We start from the raw sequence: 15,331 nt of genomic DNA on the forward strand, positions 1-15,331 counted from the left end.
ATGACCCGCCACACATTGTCCGTTCTGGTTGAAGACAAGCCCGGTGTATTGACGCGCGTCGCGAGCCTGTTCGCCCGCCGCGCCTTTAACATCAACTCCCTGGCCGTTGGCCCGACGGAAGTTCCGGGCATGTCCCGGATGACCGTCGTCGTCGACGCCGATGGCGACCTGATTGAACAGGTCACCAAGCAGCTCAATAAACTGGTCAACGTGATCAAGATTGTTGAACTCACCCCCGAATCTTCCGTACAGCGCGACCACATCCTGGTCAAGGTACGTGCGGATGCCGCAACTCGTCTGCAGGTGACCCAGGCTGCAGACCTGTTCCGCGCTTCAGTGGTTGACGTCTCCACAGACTCCGTGGTCATTGAAGCAACAGGCCATCCCGAAAAGCTCACGGCACTGCTTTCAGTGCTCGAACCCTTCGGCATCCGCGAAATTGTGCAGTCCGGCACCCTGGCCGTTGGACGGGGATCCCGCTCCATGAGTGACAGGGCCTTGCGCAGCGCATAACAGGCAGGCGGAGCCCGGCTCCGCCTGCTGCGCAACGCCCGTGCAGTACCGCAGCATCACAGACTATTTACGCCAAGAATCCACTCAAAAGGAGTTACGCAAGTGACTGAAATGTTTTACGACGACGACGCCGACCTGTCCATCATCCAGGGCCGCAAAGTCGCAATCGTTGGCTATGGCTCACAGGGCCACGCCCACGCGCTGAACCTGCGCGACTCCGGCGTTGAAGTTGTCATCGCCCTCAAGGAAGGCTCTTCCTCGATCGCCAAGGCGCAGGATGCCGGCTTCACGGTCAAGACTGTCGCCGACGCCGCCGAATGGGCCGACGTCATCATGATCCTGGCTCCGGACCAGCACCAGCGGGCGATCTTCAACGACTCCATCAAGGACAAGCTGACCGCCGGCAAGGCACTGGCGTTTGCCCACGGCTTCAACATCCGCTTCGGCTACATCAAGGCGCCCGAAGGCGTTGACGTCATCCTGATCGCGCCCAAGGCTCCGGGCCACACCGTCCGCCGCGAATTCGAAGCCGGCCGTGGCATCCCGGACATCATCGCCGTGGAGCAGGACGCCACCGGTTCCGCCTGGGACCTGGCTAAGTCCTACGCCAAGGCCATCGGCGGCACCCGTGCAGGAGTCATCAAGACCACCTTCACCGAAGAGACCGAAACCGACCTCTTCGGCGAGCAGTCCGTCCTCTGCGGCGGCGTGTCCCAGCTCGTCCAGTACGGCTTCGAAACCCTGACTGAGGCCGGCTACCAGCCGCAGATCGCCTACTTCGAGGTGCTTCACGAGCTCAAGCTCATTGTTGACCTCATGTGGGAAGGCGGCATCGCCAAGCAGCGCTGGAGCGTTTCGGACACGGCCGAGTACGGCGACTACGTCTCCGGCCCGCGCGTCATCACTCCCGAGGTGAAGGAAAACATGAAGGCTGTCCTCGCCGACATCCAGAGCGGTGCCTTCGCCAAGCGCTTCATCGACGACCAGGACAATGGCGGCGTAGAGTTCAAGGCCCTGCGCGCCAAGGCTGAGCAGCACCCGATCGAGGAAGTCGGCCGCGAGCTGCGCTCCCTGTTCGCTTGGCAGCAGCAGGACGCGGACTACGTAGAGGGCTCGGCAGCCCGCTAAGGCTGCTGTCCCGGCGCCCTGGAGGGCGCCATCTTGAGGCCGGGTTCACTTAACAATGTGAGCCCGGCCTTTCCGTCCGCCTAGACTTGTTCCATCCCAAGGACTGCAACGCAGAGGATCAGCCGTGTCAAAACCCGTAGTACTGCTCGCCGAAGAACTTTCGCCCGCCACAGTCGAGGCCCTGGGCCCGGACTTCGAGATCCGCCAGACTGACGGCTCCGACCGCTCCCAGCTGCTTTCAGCCATCGTGGATGTGGACGCCATCCTGGTCCGTTCGGCCACACAGGTGGATGCCGAAGCCATCGCTGCGGCCAAGAACCTCAAAGTCATCGCCCGTGCAGGCGTAGGCCTGGACAACGTGGACATCAAGGCCGCCACCCAGGCCGGTGTGATGGTGGTCAACGCCCCCACGTCCAACATTGTGTCCGCGGCCGAACTGACTGTGGGCCACATCCTGAGCCTTGCCCGCCACATCCCGCAGGCAAGCGCTGCTCTGAAAGAGGGCGAATGGAAGCGGTCCAAATACACCGGCATTGAGCTTTACGAGAAGAAGATCGGCATCATCGGCCTGGGCCGGATCGGCGCCCTAGTGGCGGCCCGGCTGAAGGGCTTTGATACCAAGATCCTCGCGTACGATCCCTACATCACGTCCGCCCGCGCCGCCCAGTTGGGCGTGCAGCTGGTCACCTTGGACGAGCTGCTGGCGCAGTCGGACTTTATTACCATCCACATGCCCAAGACACCCGAAACGGTGGGCATGCTTGGTGCCGAGGCGTTCAAGAAGATGAAGAAGACCGCCTACGTCATCAACGTCGCCCGCGGCGGCCTGGTGGACGAGGAAGCACTCCACGCTGCCCTGAAGGACGGCGAGATCGCCGGCGCCGGCGTGGACGTCTTCGTCAAGGAACCCAGCACCGACCTGCCGTTCTTCGAAATGGACAACGTGGTGGTCACACCCCATCTGGGTGCCTCCACCGACGAAGCCCAGGAGAAAGCCGGCGTCTCGGTCGCCAAGTCCGTGCGTTTGGCTCTTGCCGGTGAACTGGTGCCCGACGCCGTGAACGTGGCCGGCGGCGTCATCGCCCCGGACGTGCGGCCCGGCATTCCCCTCATCGAAAAGCTGGGCCGGATCTTCACCGCGCTGACCCACGCGTCCCTGACCCAGTTCGACGTCGAGGTGGCGGGCGAAATTTCGTCCCTGGACGTCAAGGTCCTGGAACTTGCCGCTCTGAAGGGCATCTTCGCGGATATCGTGACCGAACAGGTGTCCTACGTCAACGCCCCCGTCATCGCCGAGCAGCGGGGCATCAATGTCCGGCTGATCACCACTCCGGACACGGAGTCCTACCGCAACGTCCTGACCCTTCGCGGAGCCCTCAGCGACGGCAGCCAGATTTCTGTCGCCGGTACGCTGACCGGACCCAAGCAGGTCCAGAAACTGGTAGGCATCAACGGCTACGACGTCGAGATCCCCATCAGTGAGCACCTCGTGGTGGTGTCCTACGCCGACCGCCCCGGTGTGATCGGAACCATCGGCCACATCCTGGGCATGAACAACATCAACATCGCAGGCATGCAGGTGGCCCGCCAGGCCGAGGGCGGCCAGGTTCTCGCCCTGCTGACCATCGACTCGTCCGTCCCGCAGCAGGTGCTTGATGCCATCAAGGCAGGCATCGGCGCCGAGATGGTCCGCGAAGTCGATCTCGAAGACTAAGAGCATCACTAAGGTGAACAACGCGTGACCGGAGCTTACGCCGGCCACGTATGATTGGCCGGTCTGCTTACAATGGCTAGGTCCTGTTTCAGGACAGCGCCGGCAGACCGGCCAATACTTTTTGCACACCCAGCAGAAAATCCATGATGTCCGCCGCCCGCGGACCGTGGTGTGCGCACGCAATCCAGGTTTCAGGGAGCCCAATGAACGCCGTCCAGAGGTTCATCAGAAGCAAAGTGCTGCTGTTGACCGCGGCCATCTTGATCGCAGCCATGTGCTTGTCGGTCCTCGTCCAAGGCCAGTCGCAGGCCGCGTTGAAGAGGACGGTGGATGAGAACTCACGGGGACTCTACGACGTCCTGGTACAAGCCAAGGCCGGGTCCTCGGCGCTGATGCAGCCGGAGATCGCCAACGGCGGGGGAGGCGTCAGCTTTGACCAGCTCGCGCAGATCCGGAAGCTCTCCGGGACCTCGGTTGCCGCGCCGATCAGCCTGGTCTCGCGTGTCACGCAGAACCTGGAAGCTCCCCGGCTCGATGCCATGGACTTCCTGGGCTACAACTCCGGGCTTGCCGGTACGGCCACCACGGACCAGGCGGCCGGCGCTACCGATCCCGCCAAATGGCCCGCGGCCGAATCTGTTCTGAGCGACACACCCAAGAAGTACCGGCTCACGGCCAGCGCAGTCAGCTCCGACGGCGTTTCCGAGCACGTGCTCTTCAAATCCTCGGCCGAAGGCTCGCTGGGTAAGGCCAAGCTCGTCGAGGAAAAGACAGTCGGCGGCACCAGCGTCCGAATCGCACCTCCGGCGGGCGAGACGGGCATCAAATTCCCGGCCCCTGCCGGCGGTTCCGAACACAACCTCTTTAACCTCTCGGTGTCCCTGCCACTGTCACCCGAAGTGACCGAGTCCGTCGTCGCCGTCGACCCTGTTGCCGAGCGGGCGCTTCTTGGCACCGCCGGCGACTTCCTGGCACCCCTGGAGAAGGCCCCCCCGGCTGACGCACGCAACGCCGGGGCAATCGGCCGGCACTTCGAAAGCCTCTTCACCAACGGCATCAGCATGGAACAGTTGAAGGAAGGCCCTGACTTCCTGGGCGTCAAGCTCAAATACTGGGCGCCGCTCATGACGCAGTACCAGCAGGCCAAACGCGCCGGCCAGCTCACCGCTGACTCTCAGGGCATCCCGCTGATCGTGCGCTCCGGGACCTCCCTTGACCTGAAGTACAACGTCAAAATCGAGGAGATCGACGCCGCCGGCAAGGTAGTCAAGGACGTGGGCACGGCATCGCGTTCACTGGGCAAGGATTACCTGCCCTTCGTTTCCAAGGACCCGTTCGCCCTGTCCTGGCCCGGTTCCACCGACCATTCGTCGCTACTGGGCGCACAGGGGAACTTCAACCAGGGCCTCTACACTCCGGCCACGTGGAGCACCAATTTTGCTGCCGCACCGAAGTACACCGACGGTGATAAAGCTGCCAACGGGGCAGTCGGAAAAACGGCCACGCCGGGGGACTGGGTCACCGTGAACCGCTTGCCGGAGAAGAGCGCCAGCGGTGCCCCCGTGGACCAAACCCAGCGTGAACCCGTCGACGAACGGTCCTACCGCGAGAACCTTGCCACGGGCCAGAAGCTCGCACCTCCGCTGGCCATGGTTTACGGGACGTTCGACCCCGCTGCCGTTGAGCAAGCCGCCGGCGACGTCAACCGGCTGCCCTTGGGCGGCTACGATCCCACGCCCCTGACCCTCACCAAGGATGCCAGCGGCAAAGCTGTAGCCGCCGCCGACCTCAAGCCTTCGCTCAGCGCCACCGGCCTGGCCAGCCAGTCCGCCGGCGCCATCACGGACTACTACGGCCTCGCCGCAGCCCGCGGCTACAAGGAAAATGCCGCCGTGATCGACGCCGTCCGCGTCCGGGCCAAGGCGCCGGGCAGCTGGAAAGAAGCCCAGCCCGAGGTGGAAAAGCTCGCCGGCGAAATCCGGGAGATGGGCCTGGACGCCACCGTGGTGGCTGGCTCAGCCCGAGAGGATGCGAGCATCTTTGTGCCCGGATACTCCAAGGACGACGCCGGCAAGGAGTCGGCCCTGGGCACCGTCCAGCAGTCCTGGGTCCGGCAGAACGCGGCTGACGCCGTCACCGGCTCACTGACCGGCACCAACGTCACCCTGCTGTTCCTCACCCTCTGCGGAGCTGCGCTGCTGACCGGGGCCTCCACCGTCAGCTACATCCGGAAACGCAAACGCGAAGCCGGTACCCTGCGCGCCATGGGCTGGACCCAGCGGCGGATCCGTACCTGGGTACTCGAGGAATTCGGAGTCGGCGCGGCACTGCTGGCGGTCGCCGGCATCGTGCTGAGCCTGGTGAGCTGGAGCCTGACCACGGCAGTGGTGTCCGCCGCCGTCCTGGCCCTCTACGCGGCAGCAGCCTTCTTCGCGGCACAGCAACTACGGCACCGCGATGAGGTGGACCAGGAACCGCAGCACGACGAGCGGCTGATCCCGGTGGATTCACCCCTCACGTTCGCCAACCGCCAACTGAGCACCAATAAGTTCAACACCTTGTCCCTGGCGGTGGCAGTTGGCGTGTTCGGAGCCGCAGTGGGTGGTCTGGTTGCTTTGCTGATCGACATTCCACGCGCTGCCGGAGCGAGTGCCCTCAGCGGCCTGGCTGCGGCCAGCGTGGCCCTGCCGAGCATGCTTCTGGCCCTCGCCGGCGTCGCTGTCGGTCTGATCTTGACCCTGGTGACCGGCAGGTTTGAACTCAATGCCAAACGCCAATACCTGGGGATCCTCGAAGCGATGGGCTGGAATCCGGACATGCTCCGCCAAGTCCGCCTCTTCGAAAATGCGCTGGTGGGAACCGTGGCGCTGCCACTGGGTGTCCTCGGCGCGCTGGGCATCGGGCTCCTTCTCGCCCCGTATGCCGCGCTGTGGGCCGGCGTCGCCGGACTCCTGGCTGTACTTTGCTGGATACCGATTGCAACGAAAGTGGTCCAATGACAAACCCGACGAATGTTCACCGGAGCCGGAGGTCCGGCGCTGCTGACGCGCCCCTGCAGACCCGTGCCAACACCATCGTCAAGTCCGCGGACCACGAGACCCCGCTGGAACTGAGCGATATCACTATCCGCTATGGCGGCGGCAAGGGCGGTGCAGAAGCCGTCAGCGTCGTCGAGGGCTTCGATCTCACCCTGCACGCCGGTGAGATGCACTGTGTCGCCGGCCGAAGCGGCTCGGGCAAGACCAGTATCCTGACTGTCGGCGCCGGACTGACGCTGCCGACGTCGGGACGCGTCTTCTGGGAAGGCGATTCGCTCGAAAGCATGGGCGACGACGAAATCGCCGACCGCCGTCGTGCCCTGATCGGCTATGTGGACCAGGGCGGCGCCCTGATTGACGGTATGAGCGCGCTCGAGAACGTCCTGCTTCCCGCAGTGCCCGACGGCGAGGTGGACCAGCGCCGCGACATGGCCAAGGACCTCCTTGACCTGGTGGGCCTGGGCCGGCGCATGCGTCACCGCCCCGCACAGCTTTCCGGCGGTGAACGCCAGCGTGTGGCCATTGCCCGTGCACTAATCCTGGGCACCCGTGTGCTGGTGGTGGATGAGCCCACCGCCAGCCTCGACAGGGCATCCGCCAACCGCATCATCAGCATCCTCAAGGACACCACCTCGGACGGAATCGCGGTGCTGGTGGCCTCGCACGACCACGAACTGGTCCGCCTGAGCGATACGCTGACTGAACTCATCTAGCCTGCCCCTCCGCACCGAAGGTAACGTCCGCACGTGACTGCTTCAGAGAAATCCCCGTTCTACATCACCACGGCCATCACGTACCCGAATGGCGTGCCCCACATCGGGCATGCCTACGAGTACATTGCCACCGATGCCATGGCCCGCTTCAAGCGGCTGGACGGGCATGAGGTGATGTTCCTGACGGGCACCGACGAGCACGGTATGAAGATCGCGCAGGCGGCCGAGAAGGAGGGCATCTCGCCCAAGGAACTGGTGGACCGCAACGCCGCGGTCTACAAAGCTGCGCACGCCGCCCTGGGCATCACGTACGACCGTTTCATCCGGACCACGGACGCTGACCACTACGCTGCATCGCAGGCCATCTGGAAAAAGATGGAAGCCAACGGCGACATCTACTTGTCCAAGTACGAGGGCTGGTATTCGGTTCGGGACGAAGCGTTCTACGTGGAAGACGACACCGTGGTGAAGGACGACGGCGTGCGCTACTCGAAGGAGACGGACACCGAAGTCACGTGGACGGCTGAAGAGAGCTACTTTTTCCGGTTATCCGCCTACCAGGACCGCCTCCTGGCGCTTTACGATGCCCAGCCGGAATTCGGTGCACCGCAGTCCAGGTTCAACGAGGTCATCAGCTTCGTCCGGCGCGGCTTGGAAGACCTGTCCATCAGCCGCACCACCTTTGACTGGGGCGTACCGGTGCCGGGCAACGACAAGCACGTGATGTACGTCTGGGTGGACGCTCTCACCAACTACCTGACGGGAGTTGGCTACCCGGACGTTGAGTCGGAGTCGTTCCGCAAGTTCTGGCCGGCGGACGTGCACATCATCGGCAAGGACATCTCCCGGTTCCACGCCATCTACTGGCCCGCCTTCCTCATGAGCGCGGGCATTGAGCTGCCCAAGCGGGTCATGATCCATGGCTTCCTCCACAACAATGGTGTGAAGATGTCCAAATCGTTGGGCAACGTGGTGGCCCCGGCGGACTTCGTGGCACAGTACGGCCTGGACCAGGTGCGCTTCTTCTTCCTCCGCGAAGTCCCGTTCGGTGCCGACGGCAGCTACAACCACGAGGCCATTGTGGGACGGATGAACTCGGACCTGGCCAACAACTTCGGCAACCTCGCGCAGCGTTCACTCTCCATGGTGGCGAAGAACTGCGAAGGCCAAGTGCCGGTGCCGGGAGCCTACTCTGCTGAAGATAGGGCGATACTTGGGCAGGCCAACGGACTTCTGGAAACGGCGAGGGCTGCCTTCGAAAAACAGGAGTTCAGCCGCGCTTTGGAGGCCATTTGGGGTGTCTTGGGGGACACCAACGCCTACTTCGCCGATCAGGCCCCCTGGGTACTGCGGAAGACCGACGTCGAGCGCATGAACACCGTCCTGTACGTCACGCTGGAAGTGCTGCGGATTGTGTCCATCCTGGCGCAGCCGGTGATGCCGAATGCCATGGCCGCTCTGCTGAATACCCTTGGCCAGGCTGAGGGTGAAGCGCGCCAGTTCGCCGCACTTTCCACGCCGATCGTCGCCGGAACACCGCTGCCCGCGCCTTCGCCGGTATTTCCCAAGTATGAGGAACCCGCCGAAGCCTAGGTCGGTCCTGACGGACTACTTGTTTGTACCCGATCTGAGTAGGGTTCGCGCAAAAGCAGTATGTAGGGTGCCGGAAATTGCGTAACGAGTACTCGAGACATGCCCAAGTGCGCTGCATAGCCTTATCGGGTTAGCAAACTGATGATTCGCATCTGGGAGAACCGTCGCTCCGGTGCAATCTGTTTGCCTTTTTCGCCCTGGCATCGGGGCGCCGTTTCTCCTCGTGTCTGATCAGTTTGGACCAGACAATGTTATGGAGACGGAAAAATGAAACGGATCCTTGCCGCCTTAGGCGTCATCGGCCTTGCATTGATGGGGGCCGCCACTCCCGCGGAAGCCAACGACAACGCAACAACTGACCACAGAATCACTATCTGCCACGCAACCGGTTCTGACAGCAATCCCTACGTTCCAGTGACAATCGATCTGCATTCGCTCGACGCCCACATGGGCCATCAGGACATCATTCCGGCCAACGACGGGAAGGTGCTTCCGGGCGGCCAGAACCTGGACAAGATGAGCATCTGGAATGCCGGCTGCACGGTGCCCGCAGGCCACGGAAACGGTGACGACAGCCACGGAAACGGCGACGACGGCCATGGAAACGGTGACGACGGCCACAAGATCACTCTCTGCCATGCCACCGGCTCGCAAAGCAATCCGTATGAGTCCATTACGGTCGACGCTCATGCGGTGGGGGCGCATGCCCGGCACGGCGAAGACATCATCCCCGGTGTTCAGAACTGGGACGAGGCAGGCCAAGAGATCTTCAACAACGGTTGCGAGCCCTGCACCTGCTCCGCGGAGGTACCGCCGGTAGTTACGCCGGAGACGCCCGTGGAGACACCTGTCGAGACACCCGTCGAGACGCCAGTGGAGACGCCCGTCGGGGCGGTGGTTGCGCCGGCCGCCGCTCCGGTCGGGGCGGTAGTTGTGCCGGCCGCCCCTCCCGCAGTGGTGGTCAACAACCCCGGTTTCAACGTCCAGACCGCGGTGGCACCCTCAGGCCCGGTGCTTGCTCCCTGGGCGGCTGGCCTGATGGTGATGATGCTCGCAGCTGCAGGAGTGGCCGCCCGCAAGGTGCTGGCGGAAGGCGACCCCTCCGGGAACCGCAAGCACTAATCCCGGTAACTAACGCCCGCTAGGGCATTGGGTAACACCACGGCAGGCGCCGTGCCCACAACGGCACGGCGCCTGCCGCCAACCAGGCACATTCCCGCCGAACATGCGAGGGAAACCATGGACAGCCACCCCCAGGCGCCCGCTGCAGATCCACCAACAACCACCCGTCCGTCGGAGCCGGGTCCCGATACTCCGCGGCGGATCTTCCATGCCAGGAGCATCCTGTTTATAGTCCTTTGCGGGCTCCTTGCCTATCTCGCTGTTTCATTCCTTCCCCCGGTAACCGGACCCGCAACTTCGCCGGAATCACATATTGTCCAGCCAACGCCCACGGCCCTGTCCGTGCCGTCACCAGCGCAAGCCCCAACGGCCGTACCATCCGTACCGCCGGCTCCCGTCCCGGCAGGGCCGGCCACGACTGGGTAGACCGGGATGCACCTTTCAACCGGCTGAGCACGAGGGCCGCTGGGGTGACAAGTTGACCCTGGCCACCGCCACCGGCGAGCTGGCCTACCGCATGGATTCTGTCTCTACTTACAGCAAGTCCGGCCTGAAGGACAGTCCCATCTGGCAGGGGTCCCCCAACCGCCTGGTCCTCATTTCCTGCTACGCGGAGGACCCCTGGGGCACCAACGTGGTGGTGGTTGCTTCGCCGGACCCAAACGTTCCCCTCCGCTGACGCACCCAGATCGTCCCGGCCATCTCAGTAAGTGAGACTGATTGTCCGGCATGCGGATTCAGTTAATATTCTTGACCCATGAGCGCATCCATCAATCTCGCAGTTATTCCCGGTGACGGCATTGGCCCCGAGGTCATCGCTGAGGCACTAAAGGTCCTCGAGAAGGCTGTGGCCGCGGAAGGCGTGGACCTCCAGCAGACCCACTACAAGCTCGGTGCCGAGCACTGGCTGGCCAGCGGCGAGACCCTCCCGGATGAGGTCCTGGCAGACCTGCGCACCCGGGACGCCATCCTCTTCGGTGCGGTGGGCGCCGCTCCCGGCGATACCAGGATTCCGTCGGGGATCATCGAGCGAGAGATGCTCTTAAAGCTCCGGTTCAGCCTGGACCACTACGTCAACCTGCGGCCCTCACGTCTCTACGGCACTGTGGGCAGCCCCCTGGCCAACCCGGGCATCATCGATTTCATCGTGGTCCGGGAGGGTACCGAAGGTCCCTACGTGGGTAACGGCGGCACTTTGCGCGCCGGCACGCCGCACGAGGTCGCCACTGAAGTTTCCCTGAACACATCACATGGTGTGGAGCGCGTAGTCCGCGATGCCTTCCGCCGCGCCAGCGCCCGGGAACGCAAGCATGTCACCCTGGTACACAAGCACAACGTCCTGGTTTACGCAGGCCACCTGTGGAAGCGCACCGTCGAAGCTGTGGCACAGGAATTCCCCGAGGTCACGCATGACTACCTGCACGTTGATGCGGCAACCATCTTCATGGTCACCGATCCGTCCCGCTTTGACGTGATTGTCACGGACAACCTCTTCGGCGACATCCTGACGGATCTGGCCGCGGCCATCACCGGCGGCATCGGGTTGGCCGCTTCCGGCAACATCAACATGGACCGCACTGCTCCGTCCATGTTCGAGCCTGTCCATGGTTCAGCGCCGGACATCGCCGGCCAGCAGAAGGCCGATCCCACCGCGGCCATCCTGTCGGCGGCGCTCCTGCTGGACCACCTCGGGTACGCCGGGGCGGCACGGAAGATTGAGGCGGCAGTAGTCGCCGACGTCGAAAACCGCGACGGCGGCGCGCGCACCACCAGTGCCGTGGGCGACGCCATCGCCGCAGCGCTCTAGGCACGCACCGGGGGCGCTGCCAACGGGCGTAAGCTTGTTTCGAATCACCAAATGCTGCCTCAGCGGTTCAGTGCTGAACCGCGTTAAGGGGCGGCCGATCGTGGAGGAACCATGACTCAGACTGCCCATGGCGTCGAATTTAACCAGCAACTCTCGGCAACCCCGAAGTCAGCTGACGAGCGTGCAGCCATCCTGGCAAACCCGGGATTCGGCAACTACTTCACGGACCACACGGCCGTGGTGGATTACTCGGTCGATGAACAGGGCGCCGGAGGCTGGCACAACCCCCGCATTGAGGCGTACGGGCCCATTTCCCTTGACCCGTCGGCAGCGGTGCTCCACTACGGCCAGGAAATCTTCGAAGGCCTCAAGGCATACCGCCATGCCGACGGTTCGGTCTGGACGTTCCGGCCCGAGGCGAACGCGGCACGCCTGAACAAGTCAGCCCGCCGGCTGGCGCTCCCCGAACTCCCCGTTGAGTATTTCTTGGGCGCCGTTCGGGAACTTGTCGCTGTTGACAAGGACTGGGTTCCTGCCGGCGACGGCGAAGCGCTGTACCTGCGTCCGTTCATGATTGCCACCGAGGCGTTCCTCGGCGTTCGTGCCGCGCGCGAGGTCTCCTTCCGTGTGATCGCCTCACCCGCAGGCAACTATTTTGGCGGCGAGCTGAAGCCGGTGTCCATCTGGATTTCCCGCGAATACGCACGGGCCGGCCGCGGCGGTACCGGCGCAGCGAAGTGCGGCGGCAACTACGCCGCGTCCCTGATCGCACAGCAGGAAGCCGAAGCCAACGGCTGCAAGCAGGTTCTGTTCCTGGACCACTTCAATGACGACGCCGTGGAAGAACTCGGCGGCATGAATGTGTTCTTCGTCATGAAGGACGGCTCCCTGGCGACTCCGGCCCTGACCGGAACCATCCTGGAGGGCGTCACCCGGTCCTCGGTGATGCAGGTTGCCAAGGACATGGGCCGTGAAGTCAGCGAACGCAAGATCACCCTTTCCGAGTGGCGCGACGGCGTGGCCTCCGGCGAGATCACGGAGGTCTTTGCCTGCGGTACCGCAGCCGTGATCACCCCGATTGGAGTCCTGAAGGACAACACGGAATTCATCGGCTCAGAGGACGCTAAGGCGGGGGAGACCACCATGGCCATCCGTGAGCAGCTCCTCGGCATCCAGACCGGAACCGTGCCGGACCGGCACGGCTGGCTCACCCGGCTCGCGTAGGCACTACATCCTCGTCCTGATCACTCCAACGCGGGGTCACTAATCGCCCGATTTTTCCCTCTGGGAAGGCATTAAGTGACCCCGCGTTGCTGTTTCCGGGCGGATCAGCTGCCGGGCGCTTAGCGGCGGGCGGCCTTCCGGGCAGCGTTCTTGAGCGCCTTGCGGGAGACAGGCTTCAGGGCCTTGCGGGCGGCTTCCTCGGCCAAGGCCTCGTTGCGGCGGGCATCGATGATGTCGTTCCACAGCGTTGTCGCAAAAACGCCGCCGTCCTGGGCGTAGACGTCGTAGGGGTAGTCAGCAAAGATGGACGGCGTGGTGCTGCCGGTAGGCAGATCCTTCCCTGTTATCTCGGCGACGGCGTCAGCGAGAGCCCAGGTCCGGGTCAGGTGCCTGGTCAGGTTCTCCTGGACAAAGATATTCGCATCACTTGCTCCAGAGGCGCGCTTCAAGAGTGACTCCAGCTCATTGGCCAGGGTACGGGACGCCACCTTTTCCACCAGCTGTGAACCTGACTTGAGGTCCTCGGCGAAAGCATCGACTTCCTCGCGCCAATCGGTGGTTTCGCGGAACTTCTTCCACGTGGGGAACCAGACGATGCTGCCCGTTGCGTGGTTGTGGATGTGCTGGAGTCCGCTGTTCTTCTCCGTTGCGGCATGGTCATGGCCGGCAGCGTCAGCCTCGGCAAGGAGATCTGCAAGGGTGGTGGATGTGGCGCTCATGGTGTCTGGTATCGGCTTCCTGCTGGAGATCATGTGGTCTTCACTGGTGGTCAACCCCGCCCGTGCATTGTTCTATTCCGGCAGCGGAACGGCGACAAAGTAGCCGTCGATGCAAAGAGTCGATGAAAGGATGGAACGGTGACTTCAGCTTCCAGCCCAACCGTGCAGCGCAGCTCAGCCCTGACGCAGTTCATCCTGGCACCCAACCCCGGACCGATGAGCCTCGACGGCACCAACTCCTACGTGATCTCGGCGTCCGATTTAAACGCTTCGCTGGTGGTGGACCCGGGCCCGGCGGACGAGGGTCACCTCCGCCGGCTGGCGGATCGTGGCCGGGTGGACCTGATCCTGGTGACGCACCGCCACGCTGACCATACTGCGGGATCGGCGCGGCTGCACGAACTTACCGGCGCCCCGGTACGGGCCGCCGATCCCCGGCACTGCCACGGCGGCGAACCGCTGGTGGACGGTGAAACCATCAGGGTGGCAGGGGTGTCCGTCCGGGTGCTGGCCACGCCGGGGCACACGTCGGATTCGGTGTGCTTCCATCTTCCCGACGACGGCGCGCACGGCTCGGTGCTGACCGGCGACACCATCCTTGGCCGCGGGACCACCATGCTGGACTACCCGGATGGCACGCTAGGCGATTATCTTGAGTCCCTGGACCTGCTCGAAGCCCTCGGCCGGGCCACTGTCCTGCCGGCCCACGGTCCCGTGCTTCCATCCCTGGCGGCGATCACCAACGCCTACCGCAGGCATCGCCTTGAAAGGCTCGTACAGATCCGCGAAGCGCTGGATGACCTTGGCCGGGACGCCACCGTAGCGGCCGTGACGGACGCGGTATACGCCGACGTCGACCCTTCCGTCAGGCGGGCCGCCGAGATGTCTGTGGCTGCCCAGTTGAATTACCTCCGCGGACGGTCCGAAGGCTGACCCGAACAGAGGACAACCGGTCAAGACTGTAGGCTATTCACCATGCGTATTGCCCGGTTTGTAGTCGATTCTGATCCCCTCTATGGCGTTGTTGAAGGCGAGTCCGGCAGTGAGGAGATCACTGTCATCAACGGCGACCCCTTCTTCAACGGTGTGGAGCGGACCCACGTCAAGCACAAGCTCGAGGACGTCCGGCTCCTGGCCCCCATCATTCCGCGCAGCAAGGTCATCGGCGTCGGACGCAACTTCGTGGAGCACGCCGCAGAACTCGGCAACGAAGTCCCCGCCCAGCCCCTGTTGTTCCTGAAGCCCAACACCGCCGTCGTGGGACCCAACGATCCCATCGTGCTGCCGGAGTTCTCGGAGGAAGTTTCCTTCGAAGCTGAGCTGTGCGTGGTGATCGGCCGAATCTGCAAGGACGTACCGGAGGAGCGCGTGGACGACGTGATCTTCGGCTACACCTGCGGCAATGACCTCACGGCACGCGACGTCCAGAAGACGGATCTGCAGTGGGCGCGTGCCAAGGGGTTCGACACCTCAGCGCCGCTTGGACCGTGGATCGAAACCGAGCTGGACACCGAGGACCTGCAGATCCAGGGCCGGCTGAACGGCGAACTGCGCCAGGACGGCAGCACCAGCCAGATGATCCGCGGCGTCCGGGAGCTGGTTTCCATCGTGTCGCAGGCCTTCACCCTGCTCCCGGGAGACGTCATCATGACCGGCACCCCCGCGGGTGTGGGACTGGTCCAGGCCGGCGACCGGTATGAGGTCGAGATCGAAGGCATCGGACGACTCTCCAACCCTGTGGTCCGCCGCTGACCGATCAT

14 protein-coding genes are annotated in these 15,331 nt (G+C 63.7%); 12 read left to right on the plus strand and 2 right to left on the minus strand.

The window, feature by feature from the left end:
* The 3 genes from ilvN to serA all read left to right on the plus strand — a co-directional run bounded on the left by ilvN (position 1) and on the right by serA (position 3,355).
* Entirely contained in the window at positions 1-513 is a 513-nt protein-coding gene (gene ilvN, locus AB4Y73_RS05480; RefSeq protein ID WP_160671864.1) for an acetolactate synthase small subunit, read from the plus strand.
* A 102-nt stretch (positions 514-615) separates the two neighbouring features.
* Positions 616-1,641: a ketol-acid reductoisomerase gene (gene ilvC / locus AB4Y73_RS05485; RefSeq protein ID WP_441869570.1), complete on the plus strand. Its 1,026-nt coding sequence runs from the start codon at positions 616-618 to the stop codon at positions 1,639-1,641.
* Between the two features lie 124 nt (positions 1,642-1,765).
* Entirely contained in the window at positions 1,766-3,355 is a 1,590-nt protein-coding gene (serA, locus tag AB4Y73_RS05490; protein ID WP_441869573.1) for a phosphoglycerate dehydrogenase, read from the plus strand.
* An 88-nt stretch (positions 3,356-3,443) separates the two neighbouring features.
* Here the strand turns inward: serA and AB4Y73_RS05495 are convergent, their stop codons facing one another.
* Complete coding sequence (locus AB4Y73_RS05495) at positions 3,444-3,629, minus strand: hypothetical protein (RefSeq protein WP_441869833.1); 186 nt, start codon at positions 3,627-3,629, stop codon at positions 3,444-3,446.
* Between AB4Y73_RS05495 and AB4Y73_RS05500 the strand changes: the two genes are divergently transcribed.
* The 7 genes from AB4Y73_RS05500 (at position 3,559) to AB4Y73_RS05530 (ending at position 12,852) form a co-directional block, all read left to right on the plus strand.
* Positions 3,559-6,354, plus strand: a complete 2,796-nt coding sequence (locus AB4Y73_RS05500; protein WP_441869576.1) for an ABC transporter permease — start codon at positions 3,559-3,561, stop codon at positions 6,352-6,354. The genes AB4Y73_RS05495 and AB4Y73_RS05500 overlap by 71 nt on opposite strands.
* Positions 6,351-7,106, plus strand: a complete 756-nt coding sequence (locus tag AB4Y73_RS05505; RefSeq protein ID WP_441869579.1) for an ABC transporter ATP-binding protein — start codon at positions 6,351-6,353, stop codon at positions 7,104-7,106. Before AB4Y73_RS05500 ends, AB4Y73_RS05505 begins: the two co-directional genes overlap by 4 nt.
* Before the next feature lie 33 nt (positions 7,107-7,139).
* Positions 7,140-8,699, plus strand: coding sequence for a methionine--tRNA ligase (gene metG, locus AB4Y73_RS05510; protein ID WP_441869582.1), 1,560 nt, complete (start codon positions 7,140-7,142; stop codon positions 8,697-8,699).
* Between the two features lie 267 nt (positions 8,700-8,966).
* A complete protein-coding gene (locus AB4Y73_RS05515; RefSeq protein WP_441869585.1) occupies positions 8,967-9,821 on the plus strand; it encodes a hypothetical protein in 855 nt (284 codons plus the stop codon).
* A gap of 478 nt (positions 9,822-10,299) precedes the next feature.
* Complete coding sequence (locus AB4Y73_RS05520) at positions 10,300-10,500, plus strand: hypothetical protein (RefSeq protein WP_441869588.1); 201 nt, start codon at positions 10,300-10,302, stop codon at positions 10,498-10,500.
* 78 nt (positions 10,501-10,578) lie between these two features.
* The gene (locus AB4Y73_RS05525; RefSeq protein ID WP_441869591.1) at positions 10,579-11,628 is read left to right on the plus strand and encodes a 3-isopropylmalate dehydrogenase; all 1,050 of its coding nucleotides are present in this window, start codon (positions 10,579-10,581) and stop codon (positions 11,626-11,628) included.
* Between the two features lie 111 nt (positions 11,629-11,739).
* Positions 11,740-12,852, plus strand: a complete 1,113-nt coding sequence (locus AB4Y73_RS05530; protein ID WP_441869594.1) for a branched-chain amino acid aminotransferase — start codon at positions 11,740-11,742, stop codon at positions 12,850-12,852.
* A gap of 119 nt (positions 12,853-12,971) precedes the next feature.
* On the opposite strand, the gene AB4Y73_RS05535 is transcribed toward AB4Y73_RS05530, so the two are convergent.
* Complete coding sequence (locus AB4Y73_RS05535; protein WP_441869597.1) at positions 12,972-13,571, minus strand: hypothetical protein; 600 nt, start codon at positions 13,569-13,571, stop codon at positions 12,972-12,974.
* 138 nt (positions 13,572-13,709) lie between these two features.
* Between AB4Y73_RS05535 and AB4Y73_RS05540 the strand changes: the two genes are divergently transcribed.
* The gene (locus AB4Y73_RS05540) at positions 13,710-14,504 is read left to right on the plus strand and encodes an MBL fold metallo-hydrolase (protein ID WP_441869600.1); all 795 of its coding nucleotides are present in this window, start codon (positions 13,710-13,712) and stop codon (positions 14,502-14,504) included.
* Between the two features lie 42 nt (positions 14,505-14,546).
* Positions 14,547-15,323 (plus strand): fumarylacetoacetate hydrolase family protein, encoded by a 777-nt coding sequence (locus tag AB4Y73_RS05545; RefSeq protein ID WP_441869603.1) that lies wholly within the window; start codon positions 14,547-14,549, stop codon positions 15,321-15,323.
* Positions 15,324-15,331: the final 8 nt, after the last annotated feature.

Origin of the sequence: Pseudarthrobacter sp. TAF60_1 (genome assembly GCF_052113505.1) — a bacterium.
Taxonomy (GTDB): Bacteria; Actinomycetota; Actinomycetes; order Actinomycetales; family Micrococcaceae; genus Arthrobacter.